The sequence below is a fragment of the Metabacillus sp. 113a genome (assembly GCF_050107635.1).
Classification (GTDB): domain Bacteria; phylum Bacillota; class Bacilli; order Bacillales; family Bacillaceae; genus Metabacillus_B.
This window is the reverse complement of the sequence record NZ_JBNILJ010000002.1, coordinates 314,842-335,407: the sequence shown is the minus strand read 5'-3', so window position 1 is coordinate 335,407 and position 20,566 is coordinate 314,842. Positions and strand designations below refer to the sequence as shown.

Annotated in this window: 19 protein-coding genes and 1 pseudogene; 2 read left to right on the top strand and 18 right to left on the bottom strand. The window is 40.2% G+C overall.

The annotated features are described in order from the left end of the window. Positions 1 to 76: 76 nt before the first annotated feature. The 17 genes and pseudogenes from ACQCVE_RS05965 to ACQCVE_RS05885 form a co-directional block, all read right to left on the bottom strand. A complete protein-coding gene (locus ACQCVE_RS05965) occupies positions 77 to 1,129 on the bottom strand; it encodes an N-acetylneuraminate synthase family protein (protein WP_426862054.1) in 1,053 nt (350 codons plus the stop codon). Between the two features lie 17 nt (positions 1,130 to 1,146). Further along, positions 1,147 to 2,778, bottom strand: a complete 1,632-nt coding sequence (locus ACQCVE_RS05960; RefSeq protein WP_426862052.1) for a cytidylyltransferase domain-containing protein — start codon at positions 2,776 to 2,778, stop codon at positions 1,147 to 1,149. A 225-nt stretch (positions 2,779 to 3,003) separates the two neighbouring features. Continuing rightward, the gene (locus ACQCVE_RS05955) at positions 3,004 to 4,374 is read right to left on the bottom strand and encodes a hypothetical protein (RefSeq protein ID WP_426862050.1); all 1,371 of its coding nucleotides are present in this window, start codon (positions 4,372 to 4,374) and stop codon (positions 3,004 to 3,006) included. A 156-nt stretch (positions 4,375 to 4,530) separates the two neighbouring features. Then, positions 4,531 to 5,358, bottom strand: a complete 828-nt coding sequence (locus ACQCVE_RS05950; protein ID WP_426862048.1) for a glycosyltransferase family 2 protein — start codon at positions 5,356 to 5,358, stop codon at positions 4,531 to 4,533. A 65-nt stretch (positions 5,359 to 5,423) separates the two neighbouring features. Beyond that, positions 5,424 to 6,545: an EpsG family protein gene (locus ACQCVE_RS05945; protein ID WP_426862046.1), complete on the bottom strand. Its 1,122-nt coding sequence runs from the start codon at positions 6,543 to 6,545 to the stop codon at positions 5,424 to 5,426. Between the two features lie 34 nt (positions 6,546 to 6,579). Then, the gene (locus ACQCVE_RS05940) at positions 6,580 to 7,674 is read right to left on the bottom strand and encodes a glycosyltransferase (protein WP_426862045.1); all 1,095 of its coding nucleotides are present in this window, start codon (positions 7,672 to 7,674) and stop codon (positions 6,580 to 6,582) included. Positions 7,675 to 7,933: 259 nt separating this feature from the next. Continuing rightward, positions 7,934 to 8,614: a sugar transferase gene (locus tag ACQCVE_RS05935; RefSeq protein WP_426862043.1), complete on the bottom strand. Its 681-nt coding sequence runs from the start codon at positions 8,612 to 8,614 to the stop codon at positions 7,934 to 7,936. Positions 8,615 to 8,629: 15 nt separating this feature from the next. Beyond that, positions 8,630 to 9,517, bottom strand: a complete 888-nt coding sequence (gene galU, locus ACQCVE_RS05930; RefSeq protein WP_426862042.1) for a UTP--glucose-1-phosphate uridylyltransferase GalU — start codon at positions 9,515 to 9,517, stop codon at positions 8,630 to 8,632. Between the two features lie 280 nt (positions 9,518 to 9,797). After that, entirely contained in the window at positions 9,798 to 9,896 is a 99-nt protein-coding gene (locus ACQCVE_RS05925; protein ID WP_426862040.1) for a UDP binding domain-containing protein, read from the bottom strand. A 36-nt stretch (positions 9,897 to 9,932) separates the two neighbouring features. After that, complete coding sequence (locus ACQCVE_RS05920; RefSeq protein ID WP_426862139.1) at positions 9,933 to 10,073, bottom strand: hypothetical protein; 141 nt, start codon at positions 10,071 to 10,073, stop codon at positions 9,933 to 9,935. Between the two features lie 32 nt (positions 10,074 to 10,105). Beyond that, positions 10,106 to 10,228: pseudogene (locus tag ACQCVE_RS05915) on the bottom strand (hypothetical protein); the annotation flags it as partial. A 522-nt stretch (positions 10,229 to 10,750) separates the two neighbouring features. After that, on the bottom strand, positions 10,751 to 11,515 hold the full coding sequence (locus tag ACQCVE_RS05910) for a tyrosine-protein phosphatase (RefSeq protein WP_426862039.1): 765 nt from the start codon (positions 11,513 to 11,515) through the stop codon (positions 10,751 to 10,753). Positions 11,516 to 11,627: 112 nt separating this feature from the next. Further along, positions 11,628 to 12,335, bottom strand: coding sequence for a CpsD/CapB family tyrosine-protein kinase (locus tag ACQCVE_RS05905; RefSeq protein ID WP_426862037.1), 708 nt, complete (start codon positions 12,333 to 12,335; stop codon positions 11,628 to 11,630). Continuing rightward, complete coding sequence (locus ACQCVE_RS05900; RefSeq protein ID WP_426862036.1) at positions 12,325 to 13,065, bottom strand: YveK family protein; 741 nt, start codon at positions 13,063 to 13,065, stop codon at positions 12,325 to 12,327. Before ACQCVE_RS05900 ends, ACQCVE_RS05905 begins: the two co-directional genes overlap by 11 nt. Before the next feature lie 200 nt (positions 13,066 to 13,265). Then, positions 13,266 to 13,400 carry a hypothetical protein gene (locus tag ACQCVE_RS05895; protein WP_426862035.1) on the bottom strand — a complete coding sequence of 45 codons (135 nt, stop codon included), beginning with the start codon at positions 13,398 to 13,400 and terminating at the stop codon, positions 13,266 to 13,268. 136 nt (positions 13,401 to 13,536) lie between these two features. Beyond that, positions 13,537 to 14,262, bottom strand: a complete 726-nt coding sequence (locus tag ACQCVE_RS05890; protein ID WP_426862033.1) for a hypothetical protein — start codon at positions 14,260 to 14,262, stop codon at positions 13,537 to 13,539. A gap of 148 nt (positions 14,263 to 14,410) precedes the next feature. Beyond that, positions 14,411 to 14,551 (bottom strand): hypothetical protein, encoded by a 141-nt coding sequence (locus ACQCVE_RS05885; protein ID WP_426843023.1) that lies wholly within the window; start codon positions 14,549 to 14,551, stop codon positions 14,411 to 14,413. Positions 14,552 to 14,839: 288 nt separating this feature from the next. Here ACQCVE_RS05885 and ACQCVE_RS05880 point away from each other — a divergent pair, with 288 nt between their 5' ends. Beyond that, complete coding sequence (locus ACQCVE_RS05880; protein WP_426862138.1) at positions 14,840 to 16,429, top strand: SWIM zinc finger family protein; 1,590 nt, start codon at positions 14,840 to 14,842, stop codon at positions 16,427 to 16,429. Continuing rightward, on the top strand, positions 16,422 to 19,166 hold the full coding sequence (locus ACQCVE_RS05875; RefSeq protein WP_426862032.1) for a DEAD/DEAH box helicase: 2,745 nt from the start codon (positions 16,422 to 16,424) through the stop codon (positions 19,164 to 19,166). The genes ACQCVE_RS05880 and ACQCVE_RS05875 overlap by 8 nt, the downstream gene beginning before the upstream one ends. Before the next feature lie 516 nt (positions 19,167 to 19,682). On the opposite strand, the gene ACQCVE_RS05870 is transcribed toward ACQCVE_RS05875, so the two are convergent. Further along, positions 19,683 to 20,246 (bottom strand): REP-associated tyrosine transposase, encoded by a 564-nt coding sequence (locus tag ACQCVE_RS05870; protein WP_426843025.1) that lies wholly within the window; start codon positions 20,244 to 20,246, stop codon positions 19,683 to 19,685. Between the last annotated feature and the right edge of the window lie 320 nt (positions 20,247 to 20,566).

The window sequence follows — 20,566 nt, the reverse complement described above, 5'->3', positions numbered from 1 at the left end:
ATGAGATGTAAAAAGCATAAAGAACTCAGCAATTTTTTTCACTGAGTTCCTTTTAACTTGATAATCAAATCAGATCTTATAGCATTTCCCAAATTAAAATATCGTCTTCCTTGATATTCAATTTTGCTTCACGTCCGATGACTAAATCTAAATATTTTGGAGATATCCCCACCCCAGGTCGTTTCCATGTTATCATTTCTTCCGTAATGATTGTACCTTTTGCTATATCTTGAGTAGCTACCAAACTCCTACGAGCATATTTAATTGCTTGTTCTTCTGACTTTAGAGGTTCTTTATAATACTGCCCCAAAACATTATTAACAACTCTCATATTATTCTTAAATGTTTTTATATCATTTGCGTCCATTGCGTGATAATGGTCATTACCTTCCAATGTTTTATCGTAGGTATAATGTTTTTCTATGATCCTTGCCCCTAAAAACGCAGCTGTATTAAGTGTCATCATTGATGGATCAGCTACTGTATGATCAGAATAGCCAATTACATATTGAGGATAAACATTTTTTAAATGTTTAATCATATTTATATGGGCATCTTCATCTTTTGTAGGATAAGAAAGCACGCAATGTAACAAAGAAATTTGAGAGTTACCTTCATCTTCAATTACTCTAACTGCCTCATCTATTTCTCCTAATGTGGAAGCACCCGTTGATAGAATAACTGGTTTTTGATATCTAGCAATTCGCCTTATAAATGGGTGGTTCGTCAAATCAGCGGAAGCAATTTTAAATGCTGGCATTAATTCATTAAGAAAGTCTGCTGAATCACTGTCAAATGGTGTCGACATAAAATCAATTTGACACTGCTTACAGTAATCCGCTAAGACCTTATACTCTTCTATCCAAAAAGAATCATATTTTTTGAACAATTCATATTGAGATTCCGATTTCTCCTTTGTACGGTCCCAATATGCTGGAGAGTTCTTGGATGCTAATTTTTCTGCCTTATAAGTTTGAAACTTAATCGCGTCAGCACCTGCTTCAGCAGCTTCACGAATCATTGACTTTGCAATATTAATATCGCCACCATGATTTACACCCGCTTCTACTATTAAATATACTTCTTGTCCATCTCTAGTTATTTTTTTTCCGTTAATTGTAAGGTTCACAATACCACTCCTTATTTCTATTTTTTAAAGATAATATCCGTTACGCGCTTTAAACCATTAGTTAAATCATGGTTTAACATTCTTTTATTCATTTTTCTTCTTAAATCTTCATCAATAACTAGTCGATCTAGAGTATTTAAAATATCATCTTCACTATTCTCTAGATGTATCCCTAAGTTAACAAAACCATTGTAATTGTGACCAAATAAATGAGTCATTTCCCTATAATTTTGAGCAATAATTATTGCCGGAGTGCCTACCATAGCAATTTCATACATTGTTCGTCCAGCAGAAGAAAATATTATATCTGCATTCAACATAAACTCTGCTATATTTTTAACAGAACGGCATATTGTTACTTCTTTTGAAAGCTTGTTAATTTTTTCATTTAATGCATCTTCATAAGTATAACCGGGACCTAGAATAATAGTAACCTTAAAATCATGTTTAGATTTAGTGATTGAATTAAGAGTTTTTAATGTCAAGTTATTAGGGTCAGTCCCGCCATAAGTTAATAAAATATTATTAACCTTTGAAGCAATTTTTTTAGGCTTAATATTTAGAAACTCATTTCTTGCACAATAATATTTTTCACCTGTAAAGAAGTTACCACTAGGTACTGAGCCAGGATATAATGCGTTAAATACAGCATCTGCGTACTCAGCTCCACTACCTAAATCTTCAAAATTAAAAACTTTTATTCCCATTTCTTTTAAGTTTAGTATATATTCTTTTTTAGTATCTAGGATATCATTTATAATTATATCAGGTTTAATTTCACTAATTTTATGCATTGCATTGTCATCGAATGTTTCAACTGTAAAATTTTGACTTTTAACAATATCGATTCCTAATTGATGCTGGTTGTTCATAAGAAAGATTAACTCATGGTCCATAATACCATTTGCCAATGTAAGAGAACGATAAATATGGCCTAGTCCAATTTCTTTATAACCATCGACTCTAATAATAACCCTTTTTTTATTTAGTAATTTTTCAGCAATCCACCAATCCATTGGTGAGTCTATATCCACTCTTTCATTTTTATCAACTTCATAGAGACTAATCTTATCACCTATCCGATTATTGGGAGTTATCACGTTCCTTTTTGAAGCTAACACAGCACCAGTTTCACGGTATTCAAAAGGTAAATATTGTCTATTTTTCCTTTCGGAATAATTTGGAATGTACGTATTATCCTGTTTCTTCCACGACAAGTGGCGATCATCGAAGGCTGTCAATACAGTATCCAATTGTTCTTCTATTAATTTTTTTAGAATACTATCAATAGTTTCTGTTTTTAATAATGGAGACGTGGGTTGAATAGTAACAATATAATCATACGCTTTTTCTTGTTGCTCAATCTTTTGGACAGCATCGTAAATAACAGGATCAAGTGGCACTTCATCAGAGGCTAAATTTTCCGGTCTTAAAATTACTTCTGCACCATACTCTCTAGCAATGTTAGCAATTTCATCATCATCGGTTGAAACTATAACTTTACTAATAAAAAGAGATTTTTTTGCAGCTTGAATTGTATAAGCAATTAATGGCTTTCCGTTTAAATGACGAACATTTTTCCGTGGAATTGCTTTAGACCCCCCTCTCGCTGGAATAATTGCAACGATATTATAACCACAGTTATTCATATACACATCACCTTTTTATATTAGTTACATAGTATTTGAATTACTCCATGATGCAAAGTTATAGAATAAAAATTTTCTCCCAACATACAATAATTTTTCGTGTGATTCATTTCTAATTTGCTGTATGTGACAACACACTAGATTGTAACTAATTAAGCAAATATATTTAAGTCATTAATTAATTATTTGTTATTTAAATGGGGAAAAACACTTATTATTACAAGTTTAATTAAAAAAATACTTTTCGTTAAATGTAACATTATCACTGTAATTATTTAGGGCTTTAATCAACTCGTTAGTATTATTCACTGCAATAACATGTTTATTTTTAATTAGGTCATTCATATATTCTATACCGGGTAATCGAACAAGTATTGTTTTACAATTCAAGGAAAGTCCTTCAAAAATTGCTGTTGAATATACACCGATTAAGAATTCTGATTCAGAAAAGTATTCATACAAATTTTTTATGTTGTTATCTACAACTGTAAAATTTGGGAGTTTCTCAGCTTTAATTAAAAAAGGGTACAATGTTCTCCATTGGTTGTATTCTCTGGGATGTAATTTGTAAATAAATTGATAGTCTGATAACATCCTAGCTGAATTGTACGTAAATTCCGATAAAGTATCCCCAATTGTTCCCTGTGAAATAACTAGAACTTGTTTTTTAGTCTTTGAATATCCTTTATAGGCTTCAATCCTCTGTTGCATATAAGGAAATCCATAAGAAATAATATTTTCTTTGCTGATCGGATAACTTACAGAATCTCTCCAATAATCACCAAATACATATAATTTATCTGGAAAATAGTTAACTTTTTCCTTATCAACTGGAAAACTATATCCTAAATGAAATGGTGTTATTACACCATGTTGGATTTCTATAACTTCAATCCCATAATCTTTGGCAGCAGCTATAAGTGGCATATTACTATAGGAAACTACAAGATATAAAAGCTTAGGTTTCTTTTTTATTAAAATATTAGTAAAAAAATTATATTTCAATTTAAAAATAAATATTTTCTTATAAAACATTCTTCTAAAATCAAAGTTAATATCAAATGTAGTTTTAAATAGAGTTTGTAGTTTATCTATTGTTTCTCTCTCTTGATTATTAAACAAAAACAGATTGAAAGGAAATTTAATGGCAGATTCTATATAAAAGTAATCCATATAACTTCTATTCGGATCTTTAGTGCTACTATAGTGTTTGTTTAGGTAAGGATACTCAACAACAAAGAATTCATTAGGATCCATGTTATCTAATAAATCCTTTGTATAAATGTCTATATATTCATTATTAACTTTAACTTTTCTTTCGTGGTCCAATACCATAACATCACCACTATAAGAATTGGAAAAAGGATTTTTCTTAATGGCGTTAAATATAAACATCTGAGCATTTTTTATTTGTTTCACTGTTGAAATTTCTGGGTATTCACCTTGTCCATATAACTCTAATTCTTTTGCTATCCTAACAAATACAGTAAATCTAACAATCTCCCATACTTTAATACCCTTAATTTTGATATCAAACAAGTTAAAATCTTCTTCAAGCTTCCATATTTTTTCGCATATATCTTTAATTGTTTTCATTTTAAGTCTCCAATAACTAAATTTCCGATTTCTAAGCTAGTAATATTTAGAGTCTATTTGTATAATGCTTAATTTTACTTCTAAATTATTCAACTAAATCATCCAGAAGAATAAGATTAGGAATTAATTACCATGTTACAGAAATTTCACTGTCATTTATTTATTCAAAATCATCTTTTTAAGTTTTTGCCTTATTATTTGAGGAAATAAACCATATAGAAATTTTAATAAAACAAATAGTATACCAAAGTAGTCTTTTTCACTTACGAGCGCTTTAAAAGATAACTTAAATATGCTCAATGCGTAGCTATAGGGTTTTTTATTTTCAAAGTTTTGATTTTCATGTATCCTCTTAATACAAGTTTTCCCAGTGAAATATCCTATTTTTATTTTATTCATTCTCAATCTTACCCATAGTTCATAGTCAATAAGTTTATTAAAATTTTCGTTATAACCACCCAAATCTTGTATTACCTTCTTTTTATAAATTACTGAACTATGATTGACTGGATTATATCTTCCAACCTTATGAGTGATATCTATGATTTTGTTAGATATATTTTCAATCAAATTTATAGAATTATCAATATCATTCCCAATTATTAGAGAAAAATTTGTACATATTAAACCAAATTCACTATTTTCCTTAATATTGTTTAATTGGATATCTAAGTGTCTTTTTTCCCACAAATCATCTGCATCTAAGTTAGCTATGTATGGAGATCTAGCTTTGTTAAGGGCAAAATTTAACGCTTTAGACCTTCCCATACTATTCATATTATATATTTTAATATTCAAATCTTTATTATCTATTTTGAAATTTTCCAATACATTTTTAGTATTATCTGTTGAACCATCATTTACTATTACAATTTCATAATTTTTAAAGGTTTGACCTTTTATACTATTTAATGTGTTTAATATAGTAGTATCACCATTAAAGACTGTAATAATAACTGATATATCCGGATTAGTTGGTCCCAATCATGCTCTCTCCCGTACGAATTATTCTATTGGTTTTAAGTGAAAATGAAACTTCTATTTTTGTATTAGAATTCAAAAAGAGTATAAGGAACTATACCGTGAATATTATTAATTAGCCGTAAAGTAAAATAAAGTAATAAGAATGCAATAATTAACACCGCCATTAAAAATCCGTAGGTTTTCTTATCATGATTAAATAATAAATGGAGAAGAATTGAGTAAAAGTAAATATTAAAACATGAAAAGTATACTTGGATTCTATCAATTGCCTCTATACCAGCTAATGAATAAAGACACAAATTGACTACAACTATATTAGTACTTAAGTTATATAATTTATTATTTATGTTTATACTATCTTTGTACCTCGAAAAGTATAACGAAAATACAACAATTATCATTTGTATAATTACAGGTAATAGTTGCAACAATCCTTTCTCTTTATTCACTCCAAAAAAGAACGCTTCTCTACCTGAATATTTTTCTCCATAAAACCCGGAAAAATAGCTTATTATTTCTCCTGCTTGATTTTTAAATTCCGGAATGAAATATAAGAATATAGTTAAAAGGAATAGCGGGATAACAAACCTAGGATTGATTTTTTTTGAGGGTATTAAAAGTAACACCAAAAGGAAAATGGCGCTAGTATGAAATAAAAAAGCAATAAAAATAATTAACAAGAACTTTATTTTATCAAATCTATTGTTAGTTACTAAGTATTCTACAAAACAAAAGATAAGTGAAACGGCAATCATTTGACGGATTTGATTGTAACTTGCGAAATACGTATATGATAAAATAAGAACTAGGACACTTATTAAGTAATTGGGGGTATTTTTTTTTATACCTTGAAAAATAAAATTCAAGAAAATAAAATATACTACAAACGAAAAAATTACGAATGAATTAAATTGAGCTACTAAATTAAAAATAAATTGGACACCTAATTCTATTCCGCCATAAGACTGATTGACGAAAAAATTGTAGTACATTGGATAATCTGATCCAACTTCTATGCCTTTAAAAGCTGCTAGACTTAATAAGATTACAAACCATATATATAGTGTGATATTGTTTTTATCAACAAATATTTCATTATTATCGAACTTACTACTTCTTATAACCATTGTCCTCGAAATAAATAAAAAATAGACTATTATTAGAGGTAAGAATAAATATACAAACATTTATTTCTCCTTATACTTCTCTGTCGATATTATTTCAACCAGTTTCATAAATTTTAGACAAATTTTTTATCATTACATTCGAACTTAAGTGTTCTTTGTAGAACCTATAGGAATTATTAGATAAACAATCCCATTTATTCTGATTAAGAATAATACTTTGAATAAGGTTAAAAACATGATCATAGTTATCATGCTTAAATAAGTATCCGTTTTCCCCATCTTTCAACAAATCTGTATGACCTACAATGTCACTTAAAATGACAGGTAATTTATAGGACATAGCTTCGATCACTGAGAATGGTAATCCCTCATAATAAGATGTCGAGAAATATAAATCTGCGTTAGATAGAACTTCCTTTTTATTATCTGTAAAACCAATGAATTTTATTTGATTGTTAAGTTTATATTGTTCTACTTTTCTTCTTGATTCATCCAACAATTCTCCACTACCTGCCCAGATAAATTGAGCATTAATTCCTTTGTCTAAAAAAAACTTGGCCATTTCAATAAATCCAAAAGGATTTTTTTGGTCGTCTACTCTTGCCAAATTTAGTATTGTAAACTTTCTGTTTACATTATGTTTCACATGATTAAAGTTCGGATCCTCAACCCCATTAAATATGACAACAGATTTTTCCTGTAATACCAAACCATATTTTAGTGCTTCTTTTTCCTCACTATTCGAAACATGAATAACTTTGTTGCATATATAATTTATTTTCCTCTCAACATTCATTGTTAATTTTTTTAATAATTTATTCATTGACTTAAAAGAGTAATATCCGTGTGGAGTATAGATATATGAAATTCCTCGATTAAAAAAGGAATAAATATATATTAACAAACCAGAAAATGTACTATTTGCATGAATTAAATCAATATTATTCTTTTTAACTAACTCATGAATCTTTTTTATAGCAATTATTAATTTAATTGGGGATTTTCCGAATGACAAACTATCATCTACAATATAGTCTTTGTTAATCTTCATACCTTTTTCTAAACGTTTTGAACTAACTAGGACTAGGAAATTAGCATTTTGAAATAGTTTTTTATTTGAATTTATGGAATCAACATATGTCTTAACTCCACCGCCATAAGCTTCACAGAGTATTAGTACATTTTTCAAATTTAAGCCACCTTTTTAATATAGATATTGTTAAAGCCAGTGAATTGACCTTTATTCCTCACCTAAATTTTGATTAATTCTATTTTTTTTTATATTTAAGTTAAAAAGATAAAAGATTACAATTGCAATTGATCATGAAAGTTAGAATAGTTACTATTGAGATGAATTTCGGGTTGCTGACCCTAATAAAACTCTAATACCTTCAACGTTTTTTGTATACTATATGCAACATATGTTCTTAGCTATTCTTTACCTAGCGTTAAAATGCATTTTTCGATCCAAAAAGCACAATGACTGTTTTACATAGAATCTTAATGTCCGTAATAATAGACTGATTTTTAATGTAGTGAATATCCATCTCAACCATTTCCTGAAAACCTACGCTGTTTCTAGCGCTTACCTGCCATACTCCTGTGCAGCCCGGTGTAACAAATAGTCGCTGTCTATCATAATCCGTATATTCAGCGACCTCTCTTGGAAGAGGAGGGCGGGGTCCTACGAGACTCATCTCACCCTTTAGTACATTAAATAGCTGAGGCAATTCATCAATACTTGTTTTCCTGATGAGCTTTCCAACCTTTGTAATTCTAGGATCATTTTTCATCTTGAACATCGCACCGGTTACTTCATTTAAAGAAAGCAATTCTTTCAGTCTCTCTTCCGCATCACTTACCATCGATCTAAATTTGTACATATTAAACTCTTCTCCATTCTTCCCTACTCGCTTCTGAGTAAAAAAGACAGGTCCTTTAGGATCTTCAAGCTTAATTGCTATGGCTACAACAATAAATAAAAGACTTAAAAGTATAATTCCCAGAAGTGCTCCTGTTACGTCCATAGAGCGCTTGACAAGTTTGTAAGTAGACGTTGTTGTAACGAAATCAACGGTTGTATTATGATGCGAGGACTGTGCAGTACTTTCCTTTGCCCACTGTGACATTTCTGCGTCACTTCCTTAACTTTGTAATTTAAGACTTTCCTGTTCAATCAGTTTTTGCATGAGTTCAATTAGATCCGTTTTAAGGTCTTCATGCTGAAGGGCAAATTCAATGGTCGTCTGGATGAAGCCGAATTTTTCACCCACATCATATCGCTTTCCAGCAAAATCATAAGCATAAACACGCTGCTGCTCGTTTAATTTCTGAATCGCATCTGTTAGCTGAATTTCCCCGCCCGCACCCGTCTCCTGATGCTCTAAAAGTTCAAAGATTTCTGGAGTTAACACATATCGTCCCATAATTGCCAGATTTGAAGGGGCTGTACCCAGCTTTGGCTTTTCTACAAACCGGTTAACTTGATAAAGTTGCCCTTCTTTAGTTAATGGATCAATAATCCCATAACGGTGCGTTTTATCATCTCCAACGGTTTGAACGCCAATGACAGATGAGCCAGTGTTGTCATATTCCTTGATTAACTGCTTTAAGCATGGCGTTTCGGCTTGCACAATGTCATCGCCAAGCAAAACTGCGAACGGCTCGCTGCCGATGAATTTACGGGCACACCATACGGCGTGTCCAAGGCCTTTCGGTTCTTTTTGACGAATATAATGGATATTAATTCCAGATGAATGCTTTACTTTTTCTAGCAAGTCATACTTTTCTTTTTCAAAGAGATTTTGTTCCAGTTCAAAGTTGTGATCAAAATGATCTTCAATCGCTCTTTTTCCTTTGCCTGTTACAATAATAAGGTCTTCAATTCCAGATTCGATGGCTTCTTCGATAATATATTGAATAGTAGGCTTATCGACAATCGGGAGCATTTCCTTTGGCATTGCTTTTGTGGCGGGTAAGAAACGTGTCCCTAACCCTGCAGCTGGAATAATTGCTTTTTTTACTTTTTTCAATTAAAACGCCCCTTTCATTGAATATACAGCTGGTAACTTAAGCGTATAATCGTTTTTCGTCCAATTGAGTGATTCCAGGTTGTAATCCTTAACTACTTCAAGCTCCAAACATTACTGCCATCGCAGATGATAGGTAATTTCATTTGTTCTCGGAATAAGTTCGTACCTAAGTCCTTAAATTCTTTCCAAGTGCAGCATCTGCATTTATTAAGCTCCAGTTGCATTTCATATAAGATCAATTTTTGTATTTTCTTTGCATTTGACTTTGCAAAAAGATTTATTAGATAAGGTTACCGTCTTTTTCAGTCAAATGTTTTAGGATGAAGATTGAAGCTGCCTCTCTCATGTCATCTGTGTTTGGTTTGAATGCTAAGCCCATAATTGCTATCTTCTTATCTCAAATCTGTCCTCAAGTTTATGCAATAAAATCTCCTGCTGTTTTTAATAAACACTGACTACTTTCTATATTTCCTGCAAACTGAATAAATGCTTTGGTATCCTTTTGAAAACATGATCCACCGTTTCTAGTTCCTGGATACAGGAACTGAGAGCCAATTCTGCTGTCCTAGCCCAATCCGTTTGCACATCTTCATCGTTTGTATTTAATTTTTCACAGAAATTTGATATCTTATCAATAAAACTGATCCCAGATGTAAGGAATATATTTGCTGAGGTTTTAATTATTTTTGCGCTTCGAATTTCCGTCTTCAATATTGTAAGATATGTCAGGTTGGCAGATTCGTCTTCATTCTCAGGTGTGCCTTCAGCTATGCAAGTAACATCAGTACCTTCAAAACCCTCGACATGATCCGTTGTGAAATAAATCTCTTTTCATTGATGTACTCAACATTAGTTCATCCGGACCGGTTCAAAGATTGGGTGTATCCCTGCTTTAATTTTCATCTACCTTTTTAGATTCAATATCAATAGATGAATAGTGTGGCCAATCTCAAGAAGACGGTTGCCGGATACAAGACCGACATATCCAGTTCCTACAACTACAATTTTCATGTTAATTCACCTTTTCCCTAACATTTTTCATTAAAATAGTTAACGGAAAATCGTTCTCACCGTAACAATCTTTCGTTAACTATCTTAAAAATTTAATAAAGAAGGGCATTTAACCCATCCTCACACCGCACTACTGACGACAAGCGTCTAAGGTTTGCACCCACAGTGCGGCCGAGTGTCTCCGTTGATAGAGGTTAGGAGGCATCACCTTTTAATGATTGTTTAGAAGATTCCTAAGAACTTTTTCTTTTTGATCCGTTCCGGGTTTTGCTTGTACACGGTTTGATTTTCGATGAGCAGCTCGGCGTTTTCCTTAAAATAGTAGGCTGCCTGCCGGCCGAATTCTTTGCTGATTTCGGAATAGGCGTCTGTCATATAAAATCCTCTTGAGCTGGTGTTATGGGCATCTGATGCGATGAAGTGGGCCTGTTGGGCTTCGATTAGGTCCAGGGACAGCTTTTTGATTTTTTTGCCGAAGCCGCCAGCGATACTGCCTGCGGTGACTTGGGTTAAGGCACCTTTTTTGACAAGGTTGTAAAGTATATCCGGGTTTTGCATGATTTCGCTATTTCGTTCGGGATGGACGATGATTGGAGTGAGTCCGGCCATTTGGATGTCGAATAGTAGCTTTTCTGCGTATCTTGGTACATGACCTGTTGGCATTTCGATAAAGAGATAGTTCGAGTCGTTTAAGGCAAGGATCTCCTCTTTCTGCAGATCCTCCAGAATGTCCCCGTAAATACGGGTTTCCTGGCCTGGAAGAATGGTGAGCGGAATGTTTGCTTCGGTTAGTGCTTTGTTCGCTGCTTCTGTTCTTACTAGGATGTCTGACTTTATATTGATATATTTCCCGTTTTGATGATGGGGGGTTGCGATGATCTTCGTGATCCCCTCATCGACCGCTGCTTTTGCCATCTCAATGGTGTCTGTGAGCGTTTGTGCCCCATCATCAATCCCCGGGAGAATATGACTGTGAAGATCAATCAAGTAAATCCACCTCTTTTTCCCTACAACTTTTGAATTATTGGTTTCAAAAAAATAACACAAGGGTAATACTACCATGCCTGGAATTGTCGGGAAAGGGGTGGATTTTGTCGAATTATGACTTTTTTACCCCATAATAATAATAGTAGTGAGAATCTTCCTGTTTTTTGTTATTTAATACCGCTCCAAGAATTTTCGCATTGGCATTTTGAAGAAGCTCTTTTGCTTTTTGAGCTTTATCGGTTTCCGTTTTGCCGCTTCCCACTACGAGAACGACTCCGTCCGTTTGGTTAGACAGAACCTGGGCATCGGTTACAGCCAAAACTGGCGGCGTATCAAAAATAACTAGGTGATACATTTTCTTCGCTTCCTCAAGCAGTGCTCTCATGTTGCGGGAGGCGAGAAGCTCAGATGGGTTCGGCGGAATCGGACCGCTCGTCAGCACATCCAGGCTGTCGACAGATGTCGTTTGAATGGCATGGTCCAGCATGACCTGCTTTGTCAGCACATTCGTTAAGCCTGTATGGTTTTCTGCGTTAAATGTATAGTGAACCGTCGGCTTTCTAAGGTCTCCATCGATAAGAAGTACCCGTTTTCCCTGCTGCGCAAATACTACAGCGAGGTTCGCGACCGTTGTTGATTTCCCTTCACCCGGTCCGGCGGAGGTCACAATCATGGAATTTAATTCGTTTTCCACATTGGAGAACTCAATGTTCGTCCGGATCGTCCGGTATTGCTCTGAAATCGGTGATTTCGGGTCTGTCATGGATATAAGGCTGCGGTTCTGCAGCTGGAAAATTTGCTGGCGGTCTTTACGAGCCATATGTCTCACCTCTGTAGCTTTTCACTTTGGCGTTTCGTTCCTGGGCTTGTGCTTGTTCATCCAGGTTGATTGTCGTGATGGCTCCAAGAACCGGCAGTCCAAGAAGCTTTTCGATATCCTGTTCGGTCTTGATGGTGTTATCCAGGTATTCAAGAAGGAATGCTGCTCCCACACCGGCCATTAAACCGACTACCATGGCGATCGCCATATTCAAAACCGGTTTCGGCTTAATTGGAGATGGATCCTCTCCCATTTCGGCAACCGATAGGATACTTACGTTATCTACATTCATGATCGTTTTTACTTCCTGCTGAAACACTTTTGCCGTTGCGTTGGCGATGGCTGCTGCCTGTGCAGGGTTTTCGTCCTCTACCGTTACGGTGAAGACTTGGGAATCTTTTTCGCTTGCGACTGAAATGGTTTCACTTAAATCGATGTTTTCCAATTTTAGCTGATCTTTTACTTTATCGATGACAGCCGGGCTTTTAATGATGACGCTGTAGGTGTTGATGAGCTGTACATTCGTTTGAATCTGGTTGAATTGATACATTTCCTGATCGTTTTTGGATTGGTTGACTAGGATCTGCGTGGACGACTGATAGATGGGGGTTAAGAAAAAGTAACTGATGATTCCGCTCGTTGCGGTGGCAAGAGCCGTGATGATGAATATGAGTGCTAGCCGCTTTTTCAGCGTCTGAAACAGCTCTTTTAAGCTGATGGTTTCTTCCATGATGACCTCCGATGTTCGTAAACTAGTAACAATACATGCTATTATAATTGGCAAATTTACATTTTTCCACAAGTTTCAGGAAAAAGATACAAATTATTTACAAAGGTACAAAAAATGAGTGAGCGTCTACCATTTTCCAAAACTGCTAAATTTGACAAAACTCCAATAAAAATCCGGCCAGCGAACTGACCGGTTCTGCTTTACAGATTATGGGACAGCAGGGTGATCGCGGCCCCTGCGAGAATCGTAATGACAGGAATCGCAATGACGATCATTTGATTTTTGCGCTTTTTCTTCTGCTCTGCTTCTTCTGGTGTCAGCCACATATTGGACATATCTTCTCTCTCCTTAATCAAAGGTTTCTAGCATCCACTTGATTTATCGGAAAGATTCGACAGGTTCTTGTAGGTCTATTTTACTATATACACGCAAATCCCGCAATGTTTGGATGTTGCGTGATTTTCAGGCTGGTTAAAAAAGGAACGAGTTGCTGAGGCTGTCTTCAATGGCTTCCAGAACGCCTTTGCCCACCACGTACATCACGATTGTGAAAATGATATTCAGGATGAGGCCGGCGTAAAATAGATCGAGCCCGCCATTTGAACGGCTTTTAAAGTTTGTCAGTGTGTAGTTAAGTGCCAGGAAAAATCCTGCGAGGCCGAGGCCGGCGAAAATTCCTGCCAGGGAATCCGCCTGGATGAATGTGCTGATCAGTGCAGCTGCGAACAGGGCTACAGGGACGATCAAATACGTTCCGAATACAGCGGACGACTCAGAAAAACGGGTGTTCACTCTTGCCATTTTCAGGCATGCAAAGACAGCTCCTGCCATGACGGCTACAATGAGGAAAAGAGTAATGGCCGGCATGAGCACAACGGTCTCAAATGGAACCCGGATAAACGACTGGCGGTTTGCGATGATAAAGGCGATAAGGGGAAGGATTAATGCATACAGGGCCATCGTAATCGCCGCATTCGTGAAATCACGCTGCGTTGCATTCTCTGCTGCTTTTACCGGGGATTTTAGGGCTCTGGCGAAATAAGAAAAATAAAGGCCGCTTAGTTCTTTTCCTTTTTGGACATAAGCATTCGGGGCTGCCGGCTGTACCGCGGCTGCATTTCCGCCCATTAGAGCGGCTCCGCATGATCCGCAGAAGCTGCCGTCCTGCTGCTGGGTGCTGCATACTGAACAAGTCAATGGATATCTCTCCTTTTATTTAGGTCAAAGGAATTATACCAAAAGACTCATGTTCTAGGGTAGCTTTTTTGTAAAATTTATGTAAAGACAGAAAAAGAGTCCGGGGCGGGTGTCCGGACTCTTTTTTATCATGTATGGCGATCCTGATCTAGGATGCGTAGACTTTTTTCATTTGCAAGATGATTTCCTCTAGCATTTCTTTCGTCGATACGTTTCTTTGCTCGCCGGTGCGGTAGGCGTGCATAAGGATTTGCAGAAACTCTTCTTGCTTCATCTGCTTCATGTCCATTGTTCGTCGTTCCCTCTCATTTTACAGTTTTATACAATCTGGCATGAAAAACATTATAAAGCCGGATTGCTGGATTGGCAACAGGAAATTATTTTCTTCGAGTTGTTCTGACAATTAAGTCCCCGCTTTTTCCTTTTTCGAAACCTTTTAACGAAACATTTTTCTACGTTATAATATAGGAATGGATACTTTCTTTGGAAGTGCCTATTGTGCTAGGACTTTTAAAGATTTCGATAAGCGGGCGTGCCATTTGTCCCTTCCGCCCGAAAGGAGAGATTTCTTTTGCTGATGCGAGACCTTGATAAGGAGCGCGTTCTGCTGACGGCTGAACGGCTGCGGACGATTTTAAATCCGGCTGATGAGGAAGACCGGAATCTTGTGAAAAAAGGGCTGATTTTATACCGCCAGGGAAGTGTCTATAATGTAAATGTTTCCGCCGAGCGGATTTCTGCGAAGGTGCAGGATGTCGCTCCTGTGTCGGTTACGCTTGATTTGGATTTTGTGCAGGCCAGCAGCTGTTCCTGTCCTGCGGACGGGTTTTGCCGTCATTTAATGGCTGCTTTTTTGTATGTATATGCGAGCGCGGATCGCATCGGAACGTTTGTGGACGCGTGGAAAGAGGATACAGCCGCCCAAATGATGCTGAATATGAAAAAGGCGAGTGACCTGCTGAAAGCCCAATTCCGGCTCAAGGATGACTCGATTGAAAACTGGTATCAGTTTTTTGAAATGGAATATGAAAAGCTGCCAGTCAAAACAATGCAGAGCCTGTATCATCAGTATTTTTACAAGCTGAAGCAGCGCGCCCCGAAGAAAATGGAGCTAAAGCGGCTCTTTACCATTCATTTAGGTCTGATCACGATTGAAAAGATGCTCGAGAGCTACAAGCGGACGAGGGCAAAGGATGCTTCGCTTCAGCATATGGCGCAGGTGTACCTCAATCATATGGAGCATGCGATCGAGCTTGAGCTTGATGAGATGTCCCGCTATGCGACGCCGTTCGCGCTCGATCCGCTGCTTGAGGAAAGCATGGACTATTTCCGCCGGCTGCTCGATGTGCCGGAGGTATTTTATCCGTCAGCGCTTCCCATTTATAAAATGCTTTGGGAGGAGCTTCTGAACCGGCCAAAATGGCTCGAGAAGGAGTATGAAAAGCTGACGTCCCATTACAGGGACGGCGGGATTGAATCCCGATATCTATACGGCATGCTCCAGATTCTCTTTCTTCTAAAGCGGGATGAGGAGCTGATCGGCATTCTCCGGGACGGGGGGAGCCTCCTTTTCCCCGGCTCTCTCAACTGGGTCCATGAGCTTGCCCACACCGAGAACTGGCGCCGGCTCGAAAAGTGGATGCCTTATTTGATTGAAAACATCCCGGGCTACGTCCAGTCGGACTTATCCAAGGTGGAGCTGAGACGGGGAGCTGAGCTTCTGCTTGCCGCTGTCGGGTCCTACGCAGATGAAAAACAGGCAGATGAGCTGTATGAGCAGGCCTGCCGGGACTTGCTGCCGCTCAGCTTTAATGAATATGAACACCTCCTCTCCATGGATGAACGCTACTACGAATGGGCAGAGCTGAATATGCTGCTGGGGTACCCGGTTTATGAGGTCGAGGGGTATTACCTGGATGAAGCGGAGAAAAATGAACCGGAAGCGGTGCTTGCCCTTTACAAGCAGACGATTTCCCTCGAGATGGAGATCCGCAACCGGGAGAGCTACAAGCGGGCAGTCCGGTTGCTGAAAAAAGTGAAGCGCCTCTATAAAAAGCTGAAGAATGAAGAGGAATGGGAAGACTATTTGGATATGCTCCAGGAACGGTACAAACGGCTGCGGGCCTTCCGGGAAGAACTCGTGAAAGGGAAGCTGATTGATGGATAGGTCTTTGCGATACGAACTTCATATAGAACAGACAGAAGACTGGCATTTTACCGTTTGGGCCACTAAGGGGGACGAGGTGCCGGTGAGCCTCCATGAGATGCGGCGGGTTTTTTTCACCTGGCATGAATCCTCTCATCATGGGACGAATCTCGAGGATATTACGTTTATCGGCACTCCTGCCTTTCTGCTGTCGCCGTGGATGACGGCCGAGCTGATCGGACATGATTCGTTCAATTCGATGGCCGGGATTACGGTTCACGATCAGGGCTTGCAGCCAGCGGCGAAGCGCATTTATGAGCTTGTCGCAGACGGCGCGTATATGCCGGATTATGAGGTATGGAAAAAAGGAATCAGCGGATGGAAGCCTGCTGGTGCTGATCTGGAAGGGTTTGCGGCGGAGTGGTTTTCCGCGGCGGTGACCGATTTGATTTCCATGAAAAAGAGTCTGCGCACAGCGTGGGGAGAGATTACCGATGCCCATCCGGTGCTCACGAATTTTACGGGTTATTTTTTGGATGAAAAGGATTGGCTTGAGCGGATCGGCTGGTATGTGGACGAGAAGCCGTTTACGATCGGGCTGCGCCTGAACGAGCCGGAGTATGATGGCGGCGAGTGGCGCCTTGAGGTGCTGCTCCGGAGCAAGAAGCGGCTGGATGATCTGCATGTGTATGAAGGTCCCGGCAGCCTCCCGCGCGGCTGGAAGGGCTTTGCCGATGACGTCGAGCGGGAGCTGGACCGGTTTCAGCAGGCTGTGCCGTTCTTAAGCTTTACCGGCGGAGTGACGCTCGTAACCGAGGACGAGGCGTGGATGTTTTTGACGGAGTCGAGCGAAACGCTCGTGAATATGGGGATTGAGATTCTGCTGCCATCGTGGTGGCAGGTTGTGAAGGAATCGCAGATGATGGTGAAGGCGAAGCTCTCCTCCACCCCGCGCGGACAGTCCTTTGTCGGCATGAATACGCTCGTTGATTTTAACTGGCGGTTCGCGACGAACGGAGTGGAGATGTCGGAGGAGGATTTTAACCGGCTCGTGAATGACCAGCGCAAGCTCGTGCAGATCCGCGGCCAGTGGATCAAGCTGGACCCGGCGTTTATTCAGCAGGTGAAGACGCTCTTGAAAAAGGCGGAAAAGGAAGGGCTGCACGTCTCCGATGTGCTTCACCAGGAGCTTGCCGGCGAACGGGATGACGAGACCGGTGAGGCCGGCGGCGCGTTTGAAAACATTGAGATCGAGCTCAGCAAGCAGATGCGCGGCATCATGAAGAGGCTGACGACGATGAGCAGCGAGAAAACGTATGATGTTCCTGGCGATTTCCTTGGAAATTTGCGGCCTTATCAGCAGCAGGGCGTGGATTGGCTGCTGGGCTTGCGTGAGAACCGGTTCGGGGCGTGCCTCGCCGACGACATGGGACTCGGAAAAACGATTCAGATGATCGCCTACTTTACGTATGTAAAGGCAGTCGAAAAGCCCGATACGCCGGCCCTGATTATCGCCCCGACGTCCGTTCTCGGCAACTGGCAAAAAGAGATCGAGAAGTTTGCGCCTCATTTGAAGGTGAGGCTGCACTATGGCCCGATGAGGTCGCGCGGTGAGCTGTTCGGCGCGAGTGTGCTCGGTCAGGATATTGTGCTGACGTCGTACGGGCTTGCCCACTCCGATCTCGAGGACTTGGAGCAGGTGACGTGGAGCTCGGTATGCATCGATGAAGCGCAGAACATCAAAAATGCCCACACGAAGCAATCGCGGGCGATCCGGAAGCTGAAGGGTGAGCAGCATATCGCCCTGACCGGAACGCCGATGGAAAACCGCCTGACCGAGCTGTGGTCCATTTTTGACTTTATTAACCGCGGGTACCTCGGCAGCCTGCACTCGTTTCATAAGAAATTCGTACTGCCGATTGAGAAGGACCGCGAGACCGGGCTCGTCGAGCAGCTGCGGAAATACATCCGCCCCTTCCTGCTGAGACGGACAAAGCGCGATGAACAGGTCGCACTGAACCTGCCAGAAAAGCTCGAGCAGAAGGAATACATCCCGCTTACCGTCGAGCAGGCGTCGATGTATGAGCAGGTCGTGAAGGATACATTTGAACAGGTCGCCCAGGTCGCCGGGATGCAGCGCAAGGCGCTGATCCTGAAGATGCTCGGCAAGCTGAAGCAAATTTGCGATCACCCGGCGCTCTACTTGAAGGAACTGTCACCGAGCAAGGTGGTGGAACGGTCCAATAAGATGGAAAAACTGATCGAGCTCGTGTCCGCGATCCGGGAGCAGGACGAAAGCTGCCTGATTTTCACCCAGTATATCGGAATGGGCGAAATGATGAAAAAGCTGCTCGAGCGCTCATTCGGCGATGGCGTCCTGTTCCTAAACGGCAGCGTCGCCAAAACCGAACGCGATCGGATGGTCGAACGCTTCCAAAGCCGCGATATTCCGTTCCTGATCCTGTCGCTTAAAGCGGGCGGAACCGGACTGAACCTGACCGCCGCCAACCACGTCATCCACTTCGACCGCTGGTGGAACCCAGCCGTCGAAAACCAGGCAACCGACAGAGCCTACCGCATCGGCCAAGAACGGTTCGTCCACGTGCACAAGCTCATCACAACCGGCACGATCGAAGAGAAAATCGACGGCATGCTGGATAAGAAGCAGTCGCTGAATGACGAGATCCTGGCGAGCGAGAATTGGATTACGGAGCTGAGTACGGATGAGCTGGAGGAATTGTTTAGTTTGACGGTGTAGGTGTGGGGTGGCTTTGGGGTCTGGCCCGACTTGCTTTAACGTGTGTGGGGACGGAGGCATTGGTGGCTGAACCCTTGCGCAGCAAGAGGTTTCAGGGGGTGGTGCCGGAGCTTTAGTTCGGTAGTGAAGTGCGGGACAGGCACCGTGCCTGTCCCCACTTGCTTTAACGCATGTGGGTACGGAGACTAAAGAACTGTATCCTTTGTGCAGCAAGTCTTTGCAGAGATGGTGCCAGAGCTTTAGTTCGGTAGCGAAGTGCGGGTCTGGCACCAGCAAAATTTACTCCTATGTACGAAAACCAAAATAGGCAGCCATGCGGCTGCCTATTTTCTATAACGACATTATGTTAGCAAACAAATTTCGAGCGGGTTTTCGGCTCGTTCGGGGCGGCGGCTTGCCGCAAATGGGACAGGAACCTGCGGGGTGTAGGCGTTAGCCGTACAGCCCGCGGTTATCGGCCCATTTAGTCCCGAAGCGACGCGTACGGCCTGACAGAAAGGCGGGTTTCCTTTCTGATCAGTCCGTAGCGCTGCCGCCCTGCAAAGGCCTTTTTAATTCGACAAAGCGCTGATAGTTTTTCTCAAACGGCTTCGGAAAAAGGGCGAGGTGTTTTTCTTTCGTGAGATATGGATTTGGATGGTTGCGGATGTAGCTCTCGTAGCTGCTCCAGAGGTATTCAGCCGGATTGTAGACGAGGCTTGCTTTTACGGGATTCATGTGGATGTAGCGGCTTGTTTCTTTGAATTGATAATCGTCTGCAATTTCAGCAGCATCGAATCTTCCCTGAAAGAGGTGGCCTTCGTATTTGTGACGGTGGTTCACAAACACGGCGTAGCGGGAATGAAGGACCCGGATAATGGTGCCAAGCGGGTCGCGTCCGGTTTCCAGAAGGAGATGAATGTGGTTGGACATGAGGCAGTAGGCATGAAGTTTGAATGGGTAGGCTGTTCGGACTTCACCGATCAGTTCTAAGTATTTTTCACGGTCCTTTTTGTAGTGAAAGATTTCCATTCTACGGTTTCCTCTGGCTGTGACGTGGTAGAAAGTGTGGGGCTTCCAGTTTCTCGGTTTGCGCGGCATTGGTTAAAACTCCTTTCTATGGTTGGGTTTAGAATAGCTTTGGGGACAGAGATGGTCAAATGAGGATTTTTCGGTTTTGGGGCGGAGAAAGGTAGTTTTACTAGTCTTGTGGTGGGGTGGGGTTGGTGCCTTGGTGCCTGGCCCCACTTGTTTTAACGCATGTGGGGTCAGAGGCTTGGGCGGTGAAAGCCTTGTGTGGTGCGCAATTGGAGAGGTGGTGCCGGAGCTTTAGTTCGGTAGTGGAGTGCGGGTCTGGAACGGTGCCTGGCCCCACTTGCTTTAACGCATGCGGGGTCAGAGGCTTGGGCGATGAAAGCCTT